Origin of the sequence: Microvirga puerhi, from assembly GCF_020089865.1 — a bacterium.
GTDB lineage: Bacteria > Pseudomonadota > Alphaproteobacteria > Rhizobiales > Beijerinckiaceae > Microvirga > Microvirga puerhi.
In genome coordinates, this window is the sequence record NZ_JAIRBM010000004.1 from 140475 (window position 1) to 156130 (window position 15656).

The following is a 15656-nucleotide window of genomic DNA, read 5'->3' on the forward strand; positions in this document are numbered from 1 at the left end:
GGATTATTCCGCCGCCTGCTCGCGAAGTTCACGGGGCAGCGGAAAGAAAACGCTCTCGTCTGCCGTCGAGACGCTTTCCACCGAGACCTGATAGCGCTCGGCGAAGGCGTCGATGATTTCCTCGACCAGGATCTCCGGCGCGGATGCCCCGGCCGTTATGCCGAGACGCCTGATGATGCCGAACAGGCTCCAGTCGATATCCTCGGCCCGGAGAATCAACCGCACCAAAGGACATCCTTCCCGTTCCGCGACCTCGCGCAGGCGCTGCGAATTGGACGAGTTGGGCGATCCCACCACGATCATGGCATCGACCTGGGGTGCTACGCGCTTGACGGCGCCCTGACGATTCGTCGTCGCATAGCAGATGTCTTCCTTGTGCGGGCCGACGATGGCCGGGAATCGTACCCTCAAGGCGTCGACCATTTCCTGGGTGTCGTCCACGGAGAGGGTCGTCTGGGTCACGAAGGCAAGGTCTGCCCCATCGGACGGGGCAAGCCGCGCAATGTCGTCCACGGTCTCGACCAGTGTCGCGGCCCCTTCCGGCAATTGCCCCATGGTGCCGACGACCTCAGGGTGACCGCGATGGCCGATGAGGATGATATGGCGGCCACGCTTGTGATGGACCTGAGCCTCCCGGTGGACCTTGGTCACCAGCGGACAGGTCGCGTCGATAGCAAAGAGATTGCGGGCAGCCGCCGCGTCCGGGACGGATTTTGGCACCCCGTGCGCCGAAAAGATCACCGGAGCGTCGCCATCGGGGATCTCATCCAGCTCCTTGACGAAAACCGCCCCCTTCCGCCGCAGGCTTTCGACCACGTACTTGTTATGGACAATCTCGTGGCGCACGTAGACCGGAGCGCCATGGATGGTCAGCGCCTTTTCGACGGCATCGATGGCGCGAACAACCCCGGCGCAGAAGCCGCGAGGCGCGCAAAGCAGGATGTCGAGGGGCGGGTTCGTCATGATGGGGCGATGTGGCGAGACCGGACCCTCGATGTCAAGCCGGAGCGGTGCTGATTCATACAGGCGGCTCTCCGAAGAAGGGCTCGCACTTCCGGAAAAGACCCCCTAGAAAGAGGGGCATCACCTCACCTAACGCGACACTCATGGCGGATACAGCTTCCCACGTCAGCTTTCTCCCTCCGATCCTGACCTTCTGCGGGGCAGCGGTCGTGGCCGTGCCGCTGTTCCGGCTCATGGGGCTCAGCGCGGTACTGGGCTATCTGGCCGCAGGAGTCGTGATCGGCCCCTCGGGCTTGAGTCTCGTCGGCGAGCCGGAGACCATCGCGACAGTGGCCGAGCTTGGCGTCGTGCTCCTGCTCTTCATCATCGGTCTCGAGCTTAAGCTGAGCCATCTCTGGGAAATGAAGCGTGACATTTTCGGGCTGGGACTGGCCCAGCTTGTCGTCACGACTCTCTGCCTCGGGGGAGCGGCGGCCGCCATCGGGTTTCCATCGAACGGCGCCTTCGTGACCGGCGTCGCGCTGGCCCTCTCCGCCACCGCCATAGCCCTGCAGATGCTGGGCGAGCGGAACGATCTTCAGACCCCGTATGGTCAACGCTCGTTCGCGATCCTCCTTTTCCAGGATCTGTCCGTCGTGCCTCTCTTGGCCGTTCTGCCGCTTCTGGCCACCGGTCTGCATGCCATCGAGCATGATTCGCTTCCGGATCGACTGATAACGGTCGCGACGACGCTGTCGGCCATCGCGGTGGTCGTGGTCATCGGTCGCTACGGGCTCAACCCGTTCTTCCGAATTCTGGCGCGAAGCGGCGCGCGAGAAGTCATGACGGCCTCGGCCCTCCTGGTCGTGCTCGGATCGGCGCTTCTCATGCAGGAAGTCGGCCTCTCCATGGCCATGGGGGCCTTCCTCGCGGGCCTCATGCTCGCGGAATCCAATTTCCGGCATCAGCTCGAAGCGGATATCGAACCGTTTCGCGGCATCCTGCTCGGGCTGTTCTTCATGAGCGTCGGCATGTCGATCGACCTGGGTCTCGTGCGCGAGCGCTGGATCATTCTCGCGATCGCCGCTCCAGCGATCGTCTTCGGCAAGACGCTGATCCTCTCTCTGCTCTCCAGAGCTTTTGGAGCCACCTGGCAGGATGCCATACGATCCGGCGTTCTTCTGAGTCCCGCCGGCGAATTCGCGTTCGTGCTGATTCCGTTTGCTCGCGGCCTCGGCCTCATGTCGGGACCCGACGCACAGCTCGTCACCGCGCTGGCAGCCATCACGATGCTGCTCGGGCCGATTCTGGCGACGGTGATCGAGCGATCCCTGCGTTTCCGGGAGCCGGATGACACCTCTCCAGAACAGGCCCCCCTCCCCGGGCAGGAAGGAGAGTTGTCGAGCCGGGTTCTGGTGATCGGCTTCGGTCGCTTCGGGCAGATCGTCAACCAGGTTTTGCTGGCCCAGGGCATCGAGGCGACCGTCATCGACAAGGATGTCGAGCGCATTCGGGATGCCGCCCGGTTCGGTCTGAAGGTCTATTACGGCGACGGTACGCGCCTTGACGTCCTGCGCGCTGCGGGAGCGGAGCGGGCAGAGGTCATCTGCATCTGCACCGATCATCCCGATGTCACTCTCAAGATCGTCGAGATCATCCATCAGGATTTTCAGAACGCCCGCAGCTTCGTTCGCGCCTATGACCGCATTCACGCGATCGAGCTCATGGGAATGGACGTGGACTACCAGATCCGGGAATCCTTCGAGTCGGCAATCTCCTTCGGCCGCGCAACCCTCGAAGAACTCGGCTTCGATGCGCAGACGGCAGAGACGAGCGCCGATGAGATCCGCAAGCGCGACATTGCCCGCATGGTTCTGCAGAAGGCCGGCGGCGATATGGGCGGCGCCGAACTCGTGGTCGGTGCAAAGATCACACCGGAGCCTCTCCTGAAGCCTGCCGGTAAAGCACGCGGGCTCAGTGCAGAGACGCGGGATATCCTGAACGAAGGTATTTTTTGATGGACACACCCCGTGTCGAGGCGAGAGCGTCCGGGGACGTGACGCCGCCACGCTTCGTGGTCGGCTCGACGATGCACCACGTCCTGGTGATGACGGGAACCGGTGCCGCCGGCCTGATCGCGATCTTCATCGTGGATCTCGCATCGCTCCTCTACATCTCCTGGCTGAAGGATCCGAGCCTCACCGCGGGGGTCGGACTTGCGACGGTCGTGATGTTCTTCACGATCTCGATCAATGTCGGCCTGATGATCCCGATCGGAGCATTGGTCTCCCGTGCGCTCGGCGCGCGCGAACCGGAGCGCGCGCGGCGGCTGGCGACATCGGGCTGCGTCCTGATGGTCATCGTGGCAAGCCTTGTCAGCATCGTATTTCTCGCCCTGCTCCCGTGGATTCTCGGCGCGATGGGAGCGTCGGAGCGGACCTATCAGATCGCGCACGATTTCCTTTGGATCGCTCTGCCGACGAACGGGCTGATGGCGTTTGCCATGGCTCTTTCTAACGTGCTGCGCGCAGCGGGCGATGCCAAGCGCAGCATGTATGCGACCCTCTCGGTCGCTGCCGTTACGGTCGTTCTCGACCCCCTGCTTATTTTCGGTCTGGGCCTGAAGGCGAACGGCGCCGCGCTGACCATCAATCTCGCCCGCGTGGCCTATGCCTATGTCAGTTTCCGGTACGTGATGCGGCACCACAATCTGCTGTCCCGGCCGCGGCTTGACTATGCGATCGCGGATGCCCGCCCCTTCTTCGCCATCGCGGTGCCGGCGATTCTTACGAACATCGCGGCACCTGTCGCGAACGCCTTCTTTACGAGCATCATGGCCCGGTTCGGGGATCAGGCCATTGCCGCCTCCGCCATCATCGACCGGGTGACGCCGGTCGCCTTCGGCGGCCTTTTCGCCCTCGCGGGCGCGATCGGCCCTATCATGGGGCAGAACTGGGGAGCGCGGCAGTACACGCGGATGCGGCAGATCCTGAAGGACGCCCTGACGTTCAATGTCGTCTATGTGGGAAGCGTATGGCTCATCCTGTACCTGCTGCGTGTGCCCCTAACGCTCCTGTTCAATGCTCCTCCGCTCACGGCCGATATCGTTCAGTTTTTCTGCCAGTACAGCGGGCTGATCTGGTTCTTCGTCGGTCTCGTTTTCGTCTCGAACGCATCCTTCAACAATCTCGGTTTCCCGCTCCTGTCCACGTTCTTCAACTGGGGACGGGCGACCTTGGGCATGATCCCCTTCGCCTATGTGGGCGCGGAAATGGGTGGCCCGCAGGGTGCTCTTCTGGGGATTGGCGCCGGTTCCGTCGCGTTTGGGATCGCGGCGGTCGCGACTGCGTTCTGGACAATACGCCGGTTGGAGCGTCAAGCTACCGTGCCCCTGTAGTCGACGCGACGGGCGGCCTTTTGCGGAAAGGGAGCCTGCAATGCTTAACTGGTTCGATCTAATGAGGCAGGCCCAGTCGAGTACGGGCTTCGACCTGCTGACCCAGCAATTCAAGCTTTCCGACGACCAGGCGCAGAAGGCGCTCCTGGCCCTCCTGCCGGCCTTCGCGATGGGCATGCAACGCCTCATGCTCACCGCTCCGTCGAACCCGCTCTTTCAGAGCTTGTCGGCGAATCCCTGGCTGACCACCGGAGCGGACTTTTCTTCGCAGGCCCGACAGAACGGAAAGCGCGTGATCGACGGCCTCTTCGGCTCGGATGAGGCAAGCCGGCGCATCGCCCATATGGCGGCCGACTTCACCGGACTGAGCGTCGACATCATGCAGCAGATGCTGCCGGTCATGGCAGGGATCTTCGCCGGGACCCTGCACCAGATGATGGCGAGCCGGAACCAGTTCACTGAGGCCGAGTCCGGTCGGACGAAAGAACGGGAGAAGGTCCAGGCATCGACGGATCCCTGGACGGCGGCTTGGACCGGTTGGCTACAGGCCTTTCAAGCGGGCAGCCGGGAGAACGCCGAAATTGAAGCGAGCAAGCCGCGCAAACCGAGCCCATCCGTATCGCGCTCGTCCGATACGGATGAAGAAATGGTGCCCTGGCAGGACATGATGCAGAAGGGACAGGAGATGCAGATGCAATATCTCACATCCCTTCAGTCGGTTTTGGAGGACGCCTGGAAGCCTCGCAAGCATTGACCGCCAGGCTTCAGCACGTTGCCGCGAAAGATGCTCTAAAGCATCGGACGTGAATCCGGATTCACGTCCGATGCCTTAAGCTTTTGATTTTGAGCATCTTTGCACGCAATCGGTTCCCACTTTTGCGTTCGATGCTCTGGGCTTAGGCAGCGACTGACTTCACCAGAGGAACAACCGGTCGGGCGGAACGGACCGGTGCGGCCATCCTTTCACTTCGCGTATGCCGTTCGGCACATCGAACCAAAACCCGCGACGGGTTATGGAGGAGCGACTCGGCAAGCGCGCCCTCTACGTCGCTGCGGATAAGGCCGATATCCTTGAGCATGCGATCGTCGAACTCCGCGAGGTGAACGATTTCACGACGGTGTTGGAGAGCCTTGGCGATGTCGGCGATAGCGCGGACGATCGATCCCAGGAACGTCGCTCCGGGAAGGCTCGTGACGTAGGTGGCGGACCGGGTCATGGCGGTATCCTTGCTTTCTCGAACATCGATCGGACGGCCTGGATGGGGGTATCGTCCAGGCGTGAGCCCAGTTCGGATCAACGACGCTCGTTGACCCTCTCCAAGGCGCAACCCTCTATCAAGCCATTGAAAAACAAAGACTCTTTCTGGATTGCACGGTATCAGTATCATGCCTAATTCATAACTTGAAACGATTGTTTGAGATGTGTATCATCATTAATTATGATGATCTGGAGACCCTGATGCACCTGCTGGATATCGATCAGCTGCGGACCTTCGTTGCGATTGCGGATACGGGCTCCTTCACGCGTGCCGCGGATGTGGTGCACAAGACGCAGAGCGCCGTATCCATGCAGATGAAGCGTCTCGAAGACAGGATCGGACGCGCCGTTTTCGAGCGCGATGGCCGTCTCTCGAAGTTGACCGAGGAAGGTGAGCGGCTCCTGGATTATGCGCGCCGCATCGTGCGCCTCAATGCGGAGTGCATGGCTTCCTTCAACGACAACGAGCTGGTCGGTCGGGTGCGCCTCGGGCTGCCGGACGATTACGCGGATCGGTATCTGCCCGAGATCCTTGCGCGCTTCTCCCGTTCCAATCCGAAAGCGGAAGTGACGGTGATGTGCGAACCCACGCACAATCTCATCGAACGGGTTCAGCATGGGGACCTCGATCTCGCGATCATCACCCATGTGGACCGTCGCGGCCCGTCTGAAATTGTCCGCATCGAGCAATTGCTGTGGGTCACGTCGGGCCGGCATGCGGTGCATGAGGAAACGCCGATCCCGCTGGCGCTCGGACGCCCGAATTGCGACTGGCGACACTCCGCGACGGAAGCGCTCGAAAGCGCGGATCGTCCGTTCCGGATCGCCTATGTGAGCTGGCATTCCACCGCAGTCGGCGCGGCCGTGCTCGCGGGTCTCGCGGTCTCCGTGCTGCCGGAGAGCGCCGTGCGTCCGGGCATGCGAATCCTCGGCCCGTCAGACGGTTTCCCAGCCTTGCCGTCGTGCAAGATCGGCTTGATCCGCGCCCGCGGCGGCGACAATCCGCTGGCCGATGCGCTGGGCTTCCATATCAAGCAGTCCTTGGACAACCTGGGTTCGACCCGCCCGCTCCTGGCACCGGCAGCCGAATAGACCGCCCTTCTCGACGCCGATTCAGGCCTTGGCCGCGGGCCGACGCAAGACCAGCACATTGCCTGCAAGCGCCAGGACGACTCCGATGACGGCAAGCGGCGTCCAGACATAGCCTTCGACCAGCGTCGAAACGGCAAGCGCAATGATCGGAAACAGCACTGTCGCATAGCCCGCACGCGCAGCGCCGAGACGCCGCAGCAGCGTGAGATAGGATGCGAACGCGATGACGGATGCTCCGATAGCGAGATAGATCAGCGCCCCGATATACGTGACAGTCGGCTCGATGATGAACGCATTGCCGCGAACCAAATTCAGAATGAGGAGCACGATCACGCCATAGGTCATGGCCCAGGCATTAGCGGAAATCAGCGGGGCCCCCCGGCGCTGCACGACCGTCGAGATCATGTTGCCGGAACAGAAGAACAGCGTGCCGAGGACACAGAGACCCAAGCCACGCAAGGCTGCCGCGTTGAAGCCGGCGCCCGTGATCTCCGGCCAGAACAGCAGCACAATGCCGAGCGCACCGATGAATCCGCCGCAAGCCACCCTCAGCTCCACCTTCTGACGGAAGATCACGAAGCCGAGGACAAGGTTGAAGATCGAGGCCAGCGAGAAGACGACCGAGAGAAGGCCTGACGGCACCGAAAGTCCGCCGTAGTAGAAGCAGATGAAGTTGAACGAGAAGAGGCAGAGCCCCACCGCGGCAAAACGCAAATGGTCGGAGAGTGAGAAGCGCACACGCATTCCGGCCGCCCAGACCCATGCCCATGTACACAGGGCCGCAAGCGCGAAGCGCCAGAGCACCGACATCTCCGGAGCCACCACGCCGAGCTGGGCATGAATGCCGATCCAGCTCACGCCCCACAGAATAACGGTGGCCACATAGAGCCCGAGCGTGCTTCCCTCGAGGCGTGCCGGTGCGTCCGACATGGCTCCCCTGCTTGGCATGGCTGCTTGCGACATGATCGTTCCCTGCGTTTGCCCCGAATTACGCTGTTACATTCATCAGCACAAATGATGAAATATGATCAGTTTCTCTTCGAACGCTGATGGAAGAGAGCCATTCGGAGCGGCGAGGCTTCTGGCCCGATAATGCCCTGTTACGACGGAGGCCCTCTCGTGAGCTCGATTCGTACAAGGCCCCTGAGAAGCGACAGACGCATGAAGCGTCCGCCTATTACGCAAAGGAAGAACTTGTCACTCTGAGCGCTATTGCATTCGAAGTACGCAATTGTCGCCTCAATTGCCGTGCAGCCGAAGGACGGCGGCGCCTCTGCCTCCGATGAATTCGGGATTGGCGATGGCGCATGTCGTAAAGCTGTGAATTGCGGTTCACATTTTCGAGAAGACCAAACAATAATCCTACGTCATCGAAAGGGAGAATGCGATGAAGACTGGTTTGCAATCGGCACATGGTATCCGAGCTTCCGGCTGGGCTCTGGCTCTCGTCGGCCTCAGCCTCATGTTCGCGCCGATGGCCGCCTCCGCTCAGGAGGCCCGTCCAACCGGACAAGCACAGAGCGAGACGGCAGCGGCAGAAACGACCGATGCCCGTATCGTCCTGGTGGAATGGCGCATCAAGAAAGGTCGCGAGCAGGAATTCCTGGAATATTGGTCGAAGCAGGCCACCATCGCGGATCGCTCGGGCCTGATCGGCGAATTTCTCAGCCGGGTCGAAGACCGGGAGCAATTTCCATGGATGGTCTGGGATCTGGATAAACGTTGGACCACGTTTGTGAATGTCGGCTTCTGGCGCAGCGGTAACGATTTTCACGAGCAGATCGGACGTTTCATCAACAACGCCAAGCCGCCGCTCGCCTTCGAGGCGCAGAAGCGCCGCCGCGTCTTCGTGGCGCCCGAGCGCTGGCGCGTCGGCGCGTCGCCACTCATGATTTCCGATCATTCAAGCGTGAAGTAAGGCGCTACACCCGCCACGGCAGAATTCCCTCGGGGAGCAGGGAACGCAGCAAATCGAGAACGATCATCGTCGCGGCAACGATCGCGACGGTGACCACGCCGATTGCGGCAGCCTGGCTCGCCAGACCTGCCTCCTCGAAGCTGTAGAGGGCGACACCGATCGTTTCCGTTCCGGCGGACCAGAGAAGCGCCGAGACGGTGAGCTCGCCAAAGGCAAAGAGGAAGGCCAGAAGTGCTCCGGCAGCGGCTGCCGGCAGCAGCGAGGGCGCGACGATATCCTTAAGGCGACGCCAGAATCCCGCGCCGTCAAGCGCAGCCGCCTCCTCCTGGAGCGGGTCGATCTGCCCCATGGCGGCAGCCACCGGCTTCAGCACGACTGCCAGGAAGCGCGACGCATAGCCGAAAAGAATGATCCACGGCGTCGCGTACAGCGAATGGCCGATGAGCGGCAACGGCTTGAGAAAGAGAAGAATGCACGCGATGGCAAGCACGACCCCCGGCAGCGCGTAGGGCATCTCAATGAGCCCAGAGATGAGCCCAGCCAGACGAGGCATGCGGCGCGCAAGGGCATAGGCGAGCGGAATCGACAAAAGCGCCAGGAAAAGAGCGCTTGCGCCGGCGAAGACGAATGAGTTCGCGAAGGCCCTCATGGTCACCTGCTGGCGCAGCAAAATCTCGACGAAATGTTCGAAAGTGATCGTTGCCGCGGTGAGCGGCATGCCGTGCGAGGGCACGAGCGCGGTCGTCAGCAAGCCGAGGCCCGGCAGGATCAACACGATTGCGATGACGAGCCAGAGAACTGCCTCAACGACCGGCCTTCTGTGTTCCAGACGCCAGAAGGGCGCAAGTCTCGCATCGTCCTCCAGCAGAATGGCGGGCGCACGAAGCGCGAAGCGACCCGCAATGACGCCGATCCCTGCCAGCGCTCCAACGAGAATACCGAGCGCAGCCACATCTGTGATGATGGTCGGTCCGAAACTCGAAAGCCGCCGATATATCAGCGTCGGCAAGGTGACATAGTTGACCGGCAGTCCGAGCACGGCCGGAATACCGAAATTGCCGACGCCCGCCACGAAGGCGAGAAGAGCCGCACCGACGAGATGCGGCCGCAGGATCGGTAGCAGGATCGTTGTCATGATCCGCGTCGGGCGAGCACCGTCGATGCGCGCCGCCTCGATCAAGGCGCGCGGCACGCGCTTCAACCCGGTAGCCAGCACGATGAAGACGAGAGGCGCATGATGAAGTCCCATCACGAGGATCACGCCCCCGCGCCCAAGCAGAGGATTCACACTTCCAGGTTCGGGAGCGAGCCCTAATGTCGTCAGAAGCGGCGACGAGGGGCCCGCAAGGCTCAGAAATGCGACAGCCGCCACCTGGGGCGAAATCAGCATCGAGAGCACGAACAGAAAGGTCAGGGCCTGTCGTCCTCGGACGTCTGCGGTCGTGAGGACCAGAGCGAGCGCGGAACCGAGGCAGAGCGCAAGAAGGGTCGATCCTGTCGCGGTCTCCAGTGTGGCGATGACCGCACCCTGGCCGGCGCGACTCAAAAACGGCGCCAGCAGCGCGTTCGCACCGAAAGTGCCGCCTGGAACCATCGCAGCGACCAGCAGCCGCGCCATCGGCAGAATGGCGAAGACGAGGACGGCACAGAATGTCAGAATGGCAAGGGCGCCCCCTCCCCGTTCGAGAAGGGGGCGCCCGTCGGTGAGCGCCGTTCTCACTGGCCGAAGATGTCGGCGAAGGTCATCTTGTTCTTGCTCTCATCGGCAAGCGCTTTAGCCGCATCGAACGCCATGATCTTGATCTGATCGCGGGAGGGATAGCCTGCGGGAAGCGGAACATCGGCACGGGCGGGGATGTAGCCCTGCTTCAACGCGACCTCCTGGCCGTCCTTGGAAAGGAGAAAATCGATGAAGGCCTTGGCCGCCTCCGGATTCTTAGTCCCTTTGAGGATCGCAACCGGTTCCGACACGGCGGACACGCCCTCCTTCGGGAACACGAATTCCACCGGCGCGCCTTTGGCCTTTTCGCGGATCGGCATGAAATCAACGATGACACCGAAAAGCTTGTCGCCGCCGGACACGCTCTTGAGCACATCGCCGTTGCCGCCGCCCGCCATGGCGCCGTTGTCCTTCAGTGCCTCGTAGTATTTCCAACCACCGTCCAGATTACCCGTCAGGGTGGCTGCGTGGATCAGGGCAGCACCGGAGTTGAGCGGGCTCGGCATCACCACCTGCCCCTTCACCTCAGGCTTCGTCAGATCCGCCCAGGACGTAGGCTTGAAGGACGCCTTGGTGTTGTAGACGATGCCCGTGGTGATCAGCTTGGTGGCGAACCATTGCTTCTGCGGATCGTGGATCCCGGCCGGATAGGCGGACAGCGCCGGGCTGTCATGGGCCATCAGCCGCCCATCCTTCTTCAGGCCTTCCATCGTGACGCTATCGGCGATGAGGAGCACGTCCGCCTGCGGCTGCCCCGCCTCGAACTCCGCAGCGAGCTTGGCGAGGATTCGCGGCGTGCCATCGCGAACGAACGAGACATCGACCTTAGGATATTTTACCTTGAAGGCATCGATGGTTTGCTGGGCATCGGTGTTCGGCTGGCTCGTATAGAGAACGAGCTTGCCCGCGACGTCCTGCGCGAAGGCGGCGGCCGGCAAAAAGGCAGCCGCAAGAAAAGCGAGAGCCAAGCGCTTCATGGCATAGAACCTCAGAATGGATGGAGAGGGCTGGCCTAGAGGGGTTTGGTGACAGCTATACGACGCCCTCATCCCTGATGCCAGCCGAGGCCGGGCCGCACTCCAAGGTCCTGGGGATCAGTCGCAGCAGGGCTGAAGGGGCCGGAAACGCGACGCACCGGACATGACTTCAGTCGCCACGATCTGCCGACGCTGCTCCGCAATCCGCCGCCGGGCCGACAGGGCGATCGAACGGACCTGCTGCTCCGTCGCGCCGTCCCGCGCCATGAGCTGGCGGATGATCGGATCCGCCAGCAACTCGTTCAGGCTCGGCTCGCGACGGTCTGACATGGCCTGCTCCTCTGCATCGTCCATGTGCTGTTAAGCGTTTCATGTGACATGGTCGTGGCAGAAGCCCGCCCGGCCCGGGCGGAAGGATTCGCGAAGAGCGGGTGCGTTACGGACTGAGGAGCTTGCCGGAACGGATTTCCTTGGCGCCGGCGATCTTCCCAAGTCTCTTACCGGCATGGACGAAGCGGCCCGTCGAGCGCGCGAAAAGAACGCCATCGGTGGTGGCGTGCACGAGGGTCTCTTCGCCGGAGACTGGGTCAATGAGGCGCGCAATAACGTCCCCAGCTTTGATGGAGGCACCCACCTCCTTCTCGAATACGACGATGCCGGGACGAGGCGCCGTGAGTGCTTCGGTTCCGGCAAGCGGTGTGGGTGGTGCTGCTGGGGTCGGGACTGTCGGAGGTGTTCCGGCGATGGCTCCGCGCAGCGTGAGGTAATTCAGGATCGCTTCGGAATCCGTCGAGGCGAGTGCATCCGATACATCCGCCCTGCCGCGCAGCTCGAGCGTCGTCGCAAGGCCCGCGAGCGGAATGGCCGCAGCGGGAAAGCGCTCCTGCAGTTGAAGCCAGGGACGGCTCACCGCCTCGTCGAAGGGATTATCGCCGGATTCGGTCGCGAGCAGCACCGCCTTTGCGCCGAGATAGGCGCCGAGCGGCGCAAAATCTTCCGCCTGCGGCGTCAGCGTGTAGAGGTGCACCGCCGCCTCGGAATCGCAGTGGATGTCGAGCACGATGTCGGCATCGATCGCCTCGTTCAGGAGCAGGTGCTTGAGATGGTCCGTCGGCGTGACGGGCTTGCGCGCGGCAAGCGCAGTCTTCAGCGCCGAGCGAATGAGCGCTACGTTCTTCTGCGAATCCGATCCGAGCTGTGAGGCGAGCACCTCCGCGACCTCGTCCGTCAATTCGGGAAAATAACGGTTGAAGTTACCCCCGTCCGACAGGTCGAAGCGGCCATGGAAGACGCCATTGACTTGCTGCGCCAGACCGATCGGATTGGCAACCGGAATGAGCACGACCTCGCCCTTGATCCTGCCCGCATCCTCAAGGGCCGTGAGCCGTTGGCGCAGGTGATGAGCGGTCAGATGCCCCGGCGTCTCGTCGGCATGCAGTCCAGCCTGAATGTAGATCTTGGGATTTGCACCGGGCGTACCGAAGCGCAGGACGGTGAGGTCGATGGACAATCCGGACGTGCTGCCAGGGATAGAAAGTGTTTCGCGACGCATGAACGCTGCTCCGGGAGAGACCGGCCACGAGTGCCGGCGATAGAAATGCCCGCGGCCGTCATGGGCCAGCGAACGGCAGAGGAGAATGAGGGACGGTGCCCCCGACGGATTTGATCGAAGCTCGTTATCACATCTGCCGTTAGGAACGCGAGCGTGCCTCTTTCGAGTGCCCATCATCAGAGGCGCGCCCGTGTACTGCGCGGGGTGGCCAGGAGCAGATTGGTCTCCGAGGCGATTACGCCCGGTATGAGCCTGACACGTCGGAGCACTGCGTCAAAATCGGTCAGGCTCGTAGTCCCCAGCTCGACCACCAGATCCCATTTTCCGTTCGTCGTGTGAATGGCACTGATCTCCGGAAAGCCTCCCAGCGCATCGACGACACGATCGGCAGCCCGCCCCTCGACCTCGATCAGCATGATCCCGCGCACAGGCAGCGACACGGCATCGGCGCGCAGAATGACTGTGTATCCGACAATATCCCCTGATCGCTCCAGCCGCTCGATGCGGGATCGGACGGTCGCACGGGATACGCCGAGCTCCAGAGCCAGATCCGACACGCTGCGGCGCCCGTTGTGGCGCAGCAGCGTGATGAGACGCTGATCGAGCTCGTCCATAACTCACCATTTTGAAAAGCCGAGATTATCATTTTGAGAAGCCATTTGCACAAAACTGTCAATCTTTATTGTTCATTTCGCCAATCCCCTTCGGTAACTTGATGACCGTTCCATGGAGAGGTGAATGACGCGCAAGCCCTGTATCCTTTTAGGTGTCCCAGTGCAGGAAGGTACAGGACGCCTCGGCTGTGACATGGGCCCTAGCGCATTCCGCACGGCGGGTCTCGCAGGAGCACTGCGCGATCTCGGCTATATGGTCGAGGATCGGGGCAATCTCGCGCCAGGCCCCACCCGTGACCTCACGCACACCAACGGAGCGATCAAGTTCCTTCCGGAGATCGTTGCCTGGACCAAAACCATCGCGCAGGCCGCTTACGAGGCAAGCGGCGAGGGTATCCCGATCTTCCTCGGGGGTGATCACAGCCTTTCCGCCGGCTCGATGACGGGCTTAAGCCGCCGGGCTGCGGAGGACGATCACCCGCTTTTCGTCCTCTGGCTCGATTCCCATCCGGATTTCCATACGCTCGACACGACGCAAAGCGGCAACCTGCACGGTGTACCCATGGCCTATGCGACCGGTCGCGGCGGTTTCGATGGCTACTTCCCGGCTAATCCCGTGCCGATACGTCCCGAGAACGTGTGCATGATGGGAATTCGCAGCGTCGACAATGCCGAGCGCGCTGCCCTTGCGACGGCCGGCGTCACCATTCACGACATGCGCGCTATCGACGAGAACGGTGTCGTCACGCTGCTCAAGGCCTTTCTGAAGCGGGTGGCCGCAGCCAATGGCCGCCTGCACGTGAGCCTCGATGTCGACTTCATCGATCCGAACATCGCGCCTGGCGTCGGCACAACAGTTCCCGGCGGAGCCACATTCCGAGAGGCTCACCTGATCATGGAGATTCTCCATGACAGCGGCCTCGTCACCAGCCTCGATCTCGTCGAGCTCAACCCTTTCCTGGACGAGCGCGGCCGTACGGCCCTGCTCATGGTGGATCTCGTGGCGAGCCTGATGGGTCGCCGGGTCCTCGACCGTCCGACGCGGAGTTTCTGAATCATGATCGAAAAACTCAACGTCGTTCCGTTCGTCAGCGTCGATCACATGATGAAGCTCGTTATTGCCATCGGCGTGGAGCGCTTCCTCGTCGAGCTCGCAAACGAGATCGAAGCAGATTTCCGCCGCTGGGAGTCCTTTGACAAGACACCTCGTGTTGCCTCGCACAGCAAGGAGGGCGTGATCGAGCTCATGCCTACGAGCGATGGCGAGGTCTATGGCTTCAAGTACGTGAACGGCCATCCCAAGAATACCCGAGAGGGACGTCAGACTGTGACAGCGTTCGGCGTCTTGGCCGATGTCGGCACCGGCTATCCGGTGCTGCTTACGGAAATGACGATTCTTACGGCCTTGCGCACCGCCGCGACTTCGGCGCTCGCTGCCAAGTACCTCGCTCCGAGAGATGCGCGCACGATGGCGATGATCGGCAACGGTGCCCAGGCGGAGTTCCAAGCTCTCGCTTTCAAGGCATTGCTGGGCATCGACACACTCCGCCTTTACGACATCGACAGGACAGCAAGCGTGAAATGCGTCCGTAATCTTGCCGGAATGGGTCTCGACATCGCTATTTGCAATTCAATCGAAGAGGCGATGGAAGGCGCACAGATCGTCACGACGGTCACTGCCGACAAGCAGAATGCGACGATCCTCACGGACAATATGGTCGGATCGGGCATCCACATCAACGCCATCGGCGGTGATTGTCCCGGCAAGACCGAATTGCATCCGGACATCTTGAAGCGCTCCGATATCTTCGTGGAGTATCCGCCGCAGACACGGATCGAAGGAGAAATCCAGCAGCTTTCCCCCGACCACCCGGTCGCCGAGTTGTGGCAGGTGATTGCCGGCAACGCACCGGGGCGTACAGACGCTCGGCAGATCACGCTTTTCGATTCCGTCGGCTTCGCTATCGAGGATTTCTCGGCGCTTCGCTACGTGAAGCGAGAGGTCGAGCGAACGGGTCTTTACGAAGAACTCGACCTTCTGGCCGATCCCGATGAACCGCGCGATCTCTTCGGAATGCTTCTACGTGCCCAGGCAGCAGCTCCCTCCGCCGCCTGAGACCGACGCAACGACTTAACGTAATGACAAGGATTTTCCCGGCACGTTGCCAGCATCTTACATTCCTTGC

At 61.8% G+C, this 15656-nt stretch carries 15 protein-coding genes; 7 read left to right on the plus strand and 8 right to left on the minus strand.

Annotated elements, in window-relative coordinates; genetic code table 11:
• Positions 1-3: 3 nt before the first annotated feature.
• Complete coding sequence (gene ispH, locus K9B37_RS06900) at positions 4-963, minus strand: 4-hydroxy-3-methylbut-2-enyl diphosphate reductase (RefSeq protein WP_224312335.1); 960 nt, start codon at positions 961-963, stop codon at positions 4-6.
• Between the two features lie 143 nt (positions 964-1106).
• Here ispH and K9B37_RS06905 point away from each other — a divergent pair, with 143 nt between their 5' ends.
• The 3 genes from K9B37_RS06905 to K9B37_RS06915 are packed head-to-tail and all read left to right on the plus strand — an operon-like array spanning position 1107 to position 5093.
• Complete coding sequence (locus K9B37_RS06905) at positions 1107-2960, plus strand: monovalent cation:proton antiporter-2 (CPA2) family protein (RefSeq protein ID WP_224312336.1); 1854 nt, start codon at positions 1107-1109, stop codon at positions 2958-2960.
• The gene (locus K9B37_RS06910) at positions 2960-4339 is read left to right on the plus strand and encodes an MATE family efflux transporter (protein ID WP_224312337.1); all 1380 of its coding nucleotides are present in this window, start codon (positions 2960-2962) and stop codon (positions 4337-4339) included. Before K9B37_RS06905 ends, K9B37_RS06910 begins: the two co-directional genes overlap by 1 nt.
• Positions 4340-4379: 40 nt before the next feature.
• Positions 4380-5093 (plus strand): DUF937 domain-containing protein, encoded by a 714-nt coding sequence (locus tag K9B37_RS06915; RefSeq protein ID WP_224312338.1) that lies wholly within the window; start codon positions 4380-4382, stop codon positions 5091-5093.
• A 142-nt stretch (positions 5094-5235) separates the two neighbouring features.
• Here the strand turns inward: K9B37_RS06915 and K9B37_RS06920 are convergent, their stop codons facing one another.
• Positions 5236-5556 carry a DUF1127 domain-containing protein gene (locus K9B37_RS06920; RefSeq protein ID WP_224312339.1) on the minus strand — a complete coding sequence of 107 codons (321 nt, stop codon included), beginning with the start codon at positions 5554-5556 and terminating at the stop codon, positions 5236-5238.
• Positions 5557-5798: 242 nt separating this feature from the next.
• Between K9B37_RS06920 and K9B37_RS06925 the strand changes: the two genes are divergently transcribed.
• Entirely contained in the window at positions 5799-6689 is an 891-nt protein-coding gene (locus tag K9B37_RS06925; RefSeq protein ID WP_224312521.1) for a LysR substrate-binding domain-containing protein, read from the plus strand.
• Between the two features lie 21 nt (positions 6690-6710).
• Here K9B37_RS06925 and K9B37_RS06930 read toward each other — a convergent pair whose 3' ends face one another.
• Positions 6711-7619 carry a DMT family transporter gene (locus tag K9B37_RS06930; RefSeq protein WP_224312340.1) on the minus strand — a complete coding sequence of 303 codons (909 nt, stop codon included), beginning with the start codon at positions 7617-7619 and terminating at the stop codon, positions 6711-6713.
• Between the two features lie 457 nt (positions 7620-8076).
• Between K9B37_RS06930 and K9B37_RS06935 the strand changes: the two genes are divergently transcribed.
• Positions 8077-8607: a hypothetical protein gene (locus K9B37_RS06935; protein ID WP_224312341.1), complete on the plus strand. Its 531-nt coding sequence runs from the start codon at positions 8077-8079 to the stop codon at positions 8605-8607.
• A 4-nt stretch (positions 8608-8611) separates the two neighbouring features.
• Here K9B37_RS06935 and K9B37_RS06940 read toward each other — a convergent pair whose 3' ends face one another.
• The 5 genes from K9B37_RS06940 to K9B37_RS06960 form a co-directional block, all read right to left on the minus strand.
• Entirely contained in the window at positions 8612-10327 is a 1716-nt protein-coding gene (locus K9B37_RS06940; RefSeq protein ID WP_224312342.1) for an ABC transporter permease, read from the minus strand.
• The gene (locus tag K9B37_RS06945; RefSeq protein ID WP_224312343.1) at positions 10324-11304 is read right to left on the minus strand and encodes an ABC transporter substrate-binding protein; all 981 of its coding nucleotides are present in this window, start codon (positions 11302-11304) and stop codon (positions 10324-10326) included. Before K9B37_RS06945 ends, K9B37_RS06940 begins: the two co-directional genes overlap by 4 nt.
• 117 nt (positions 11305-11421) lie before the next feature.
• Complete coding sequence (locus K9B37_RS06950) at positions 11422-11634, minus strand: hypothetical protein (protein ID WP_224312344.1); 213 nt, start codon at positions 11632-11634, stop codon at positions 11422-11424.
• 106 nt (positions 11635-11740) lie between these two features.
• On the minus strand, positions 11741-12856 hold the full coding sequence (locus K9B37_RS06955) for a succinylglutamate desuccinylase/aspartoacylase family protein (RefSeq protein ID WP_224312345.1): 1116 nt from the start codon (positions 12854-12856) through the stop codon (positions 11741-11743).
• 176 nt (positions 12857-13032) lie between these two features.
• Positions 13033-13470 (minus strand): Lrp/AsnC family transcriptional regulator, encoded by a 438-nt coding sequence (locus K9B37_RS06960; protein WP_224312346.1) that lies wholly within the window; start codon positions 13468-13470, stop codon positions 13033-13035.
• 124 nt (positions 13471-13594) lie between these two features.
• Between K9B37_RS06960 and rocF the strand changes: the two genes are divergently transcribed.
• Together rocF and ocd are read left to right on the plus strand one after the other, a co-directional pair.
• Complete coding sequence (gene rocF, locus K9B37_RS06965) at positions 13595-14524, plus strand: arginase (protein ID WP_224312347.1); 930 nt, start codon at positions 13595-13597, stop codon at positions 14522-14524.
• 3 nt (positions 14525-14527) lie between these two features.
• Positions 14528-15586, plus strand: a complete 1059-nt coding sequence (gene ocd, locus K9B37_RS06970) for an ornithine cyclodeaminase (protein WP_224312348.1) — start codon at positions 14528-14530, stop codon at positions 15584-15586.
• Positions 15587-15656: the final 70 nt, after the last annotated feature.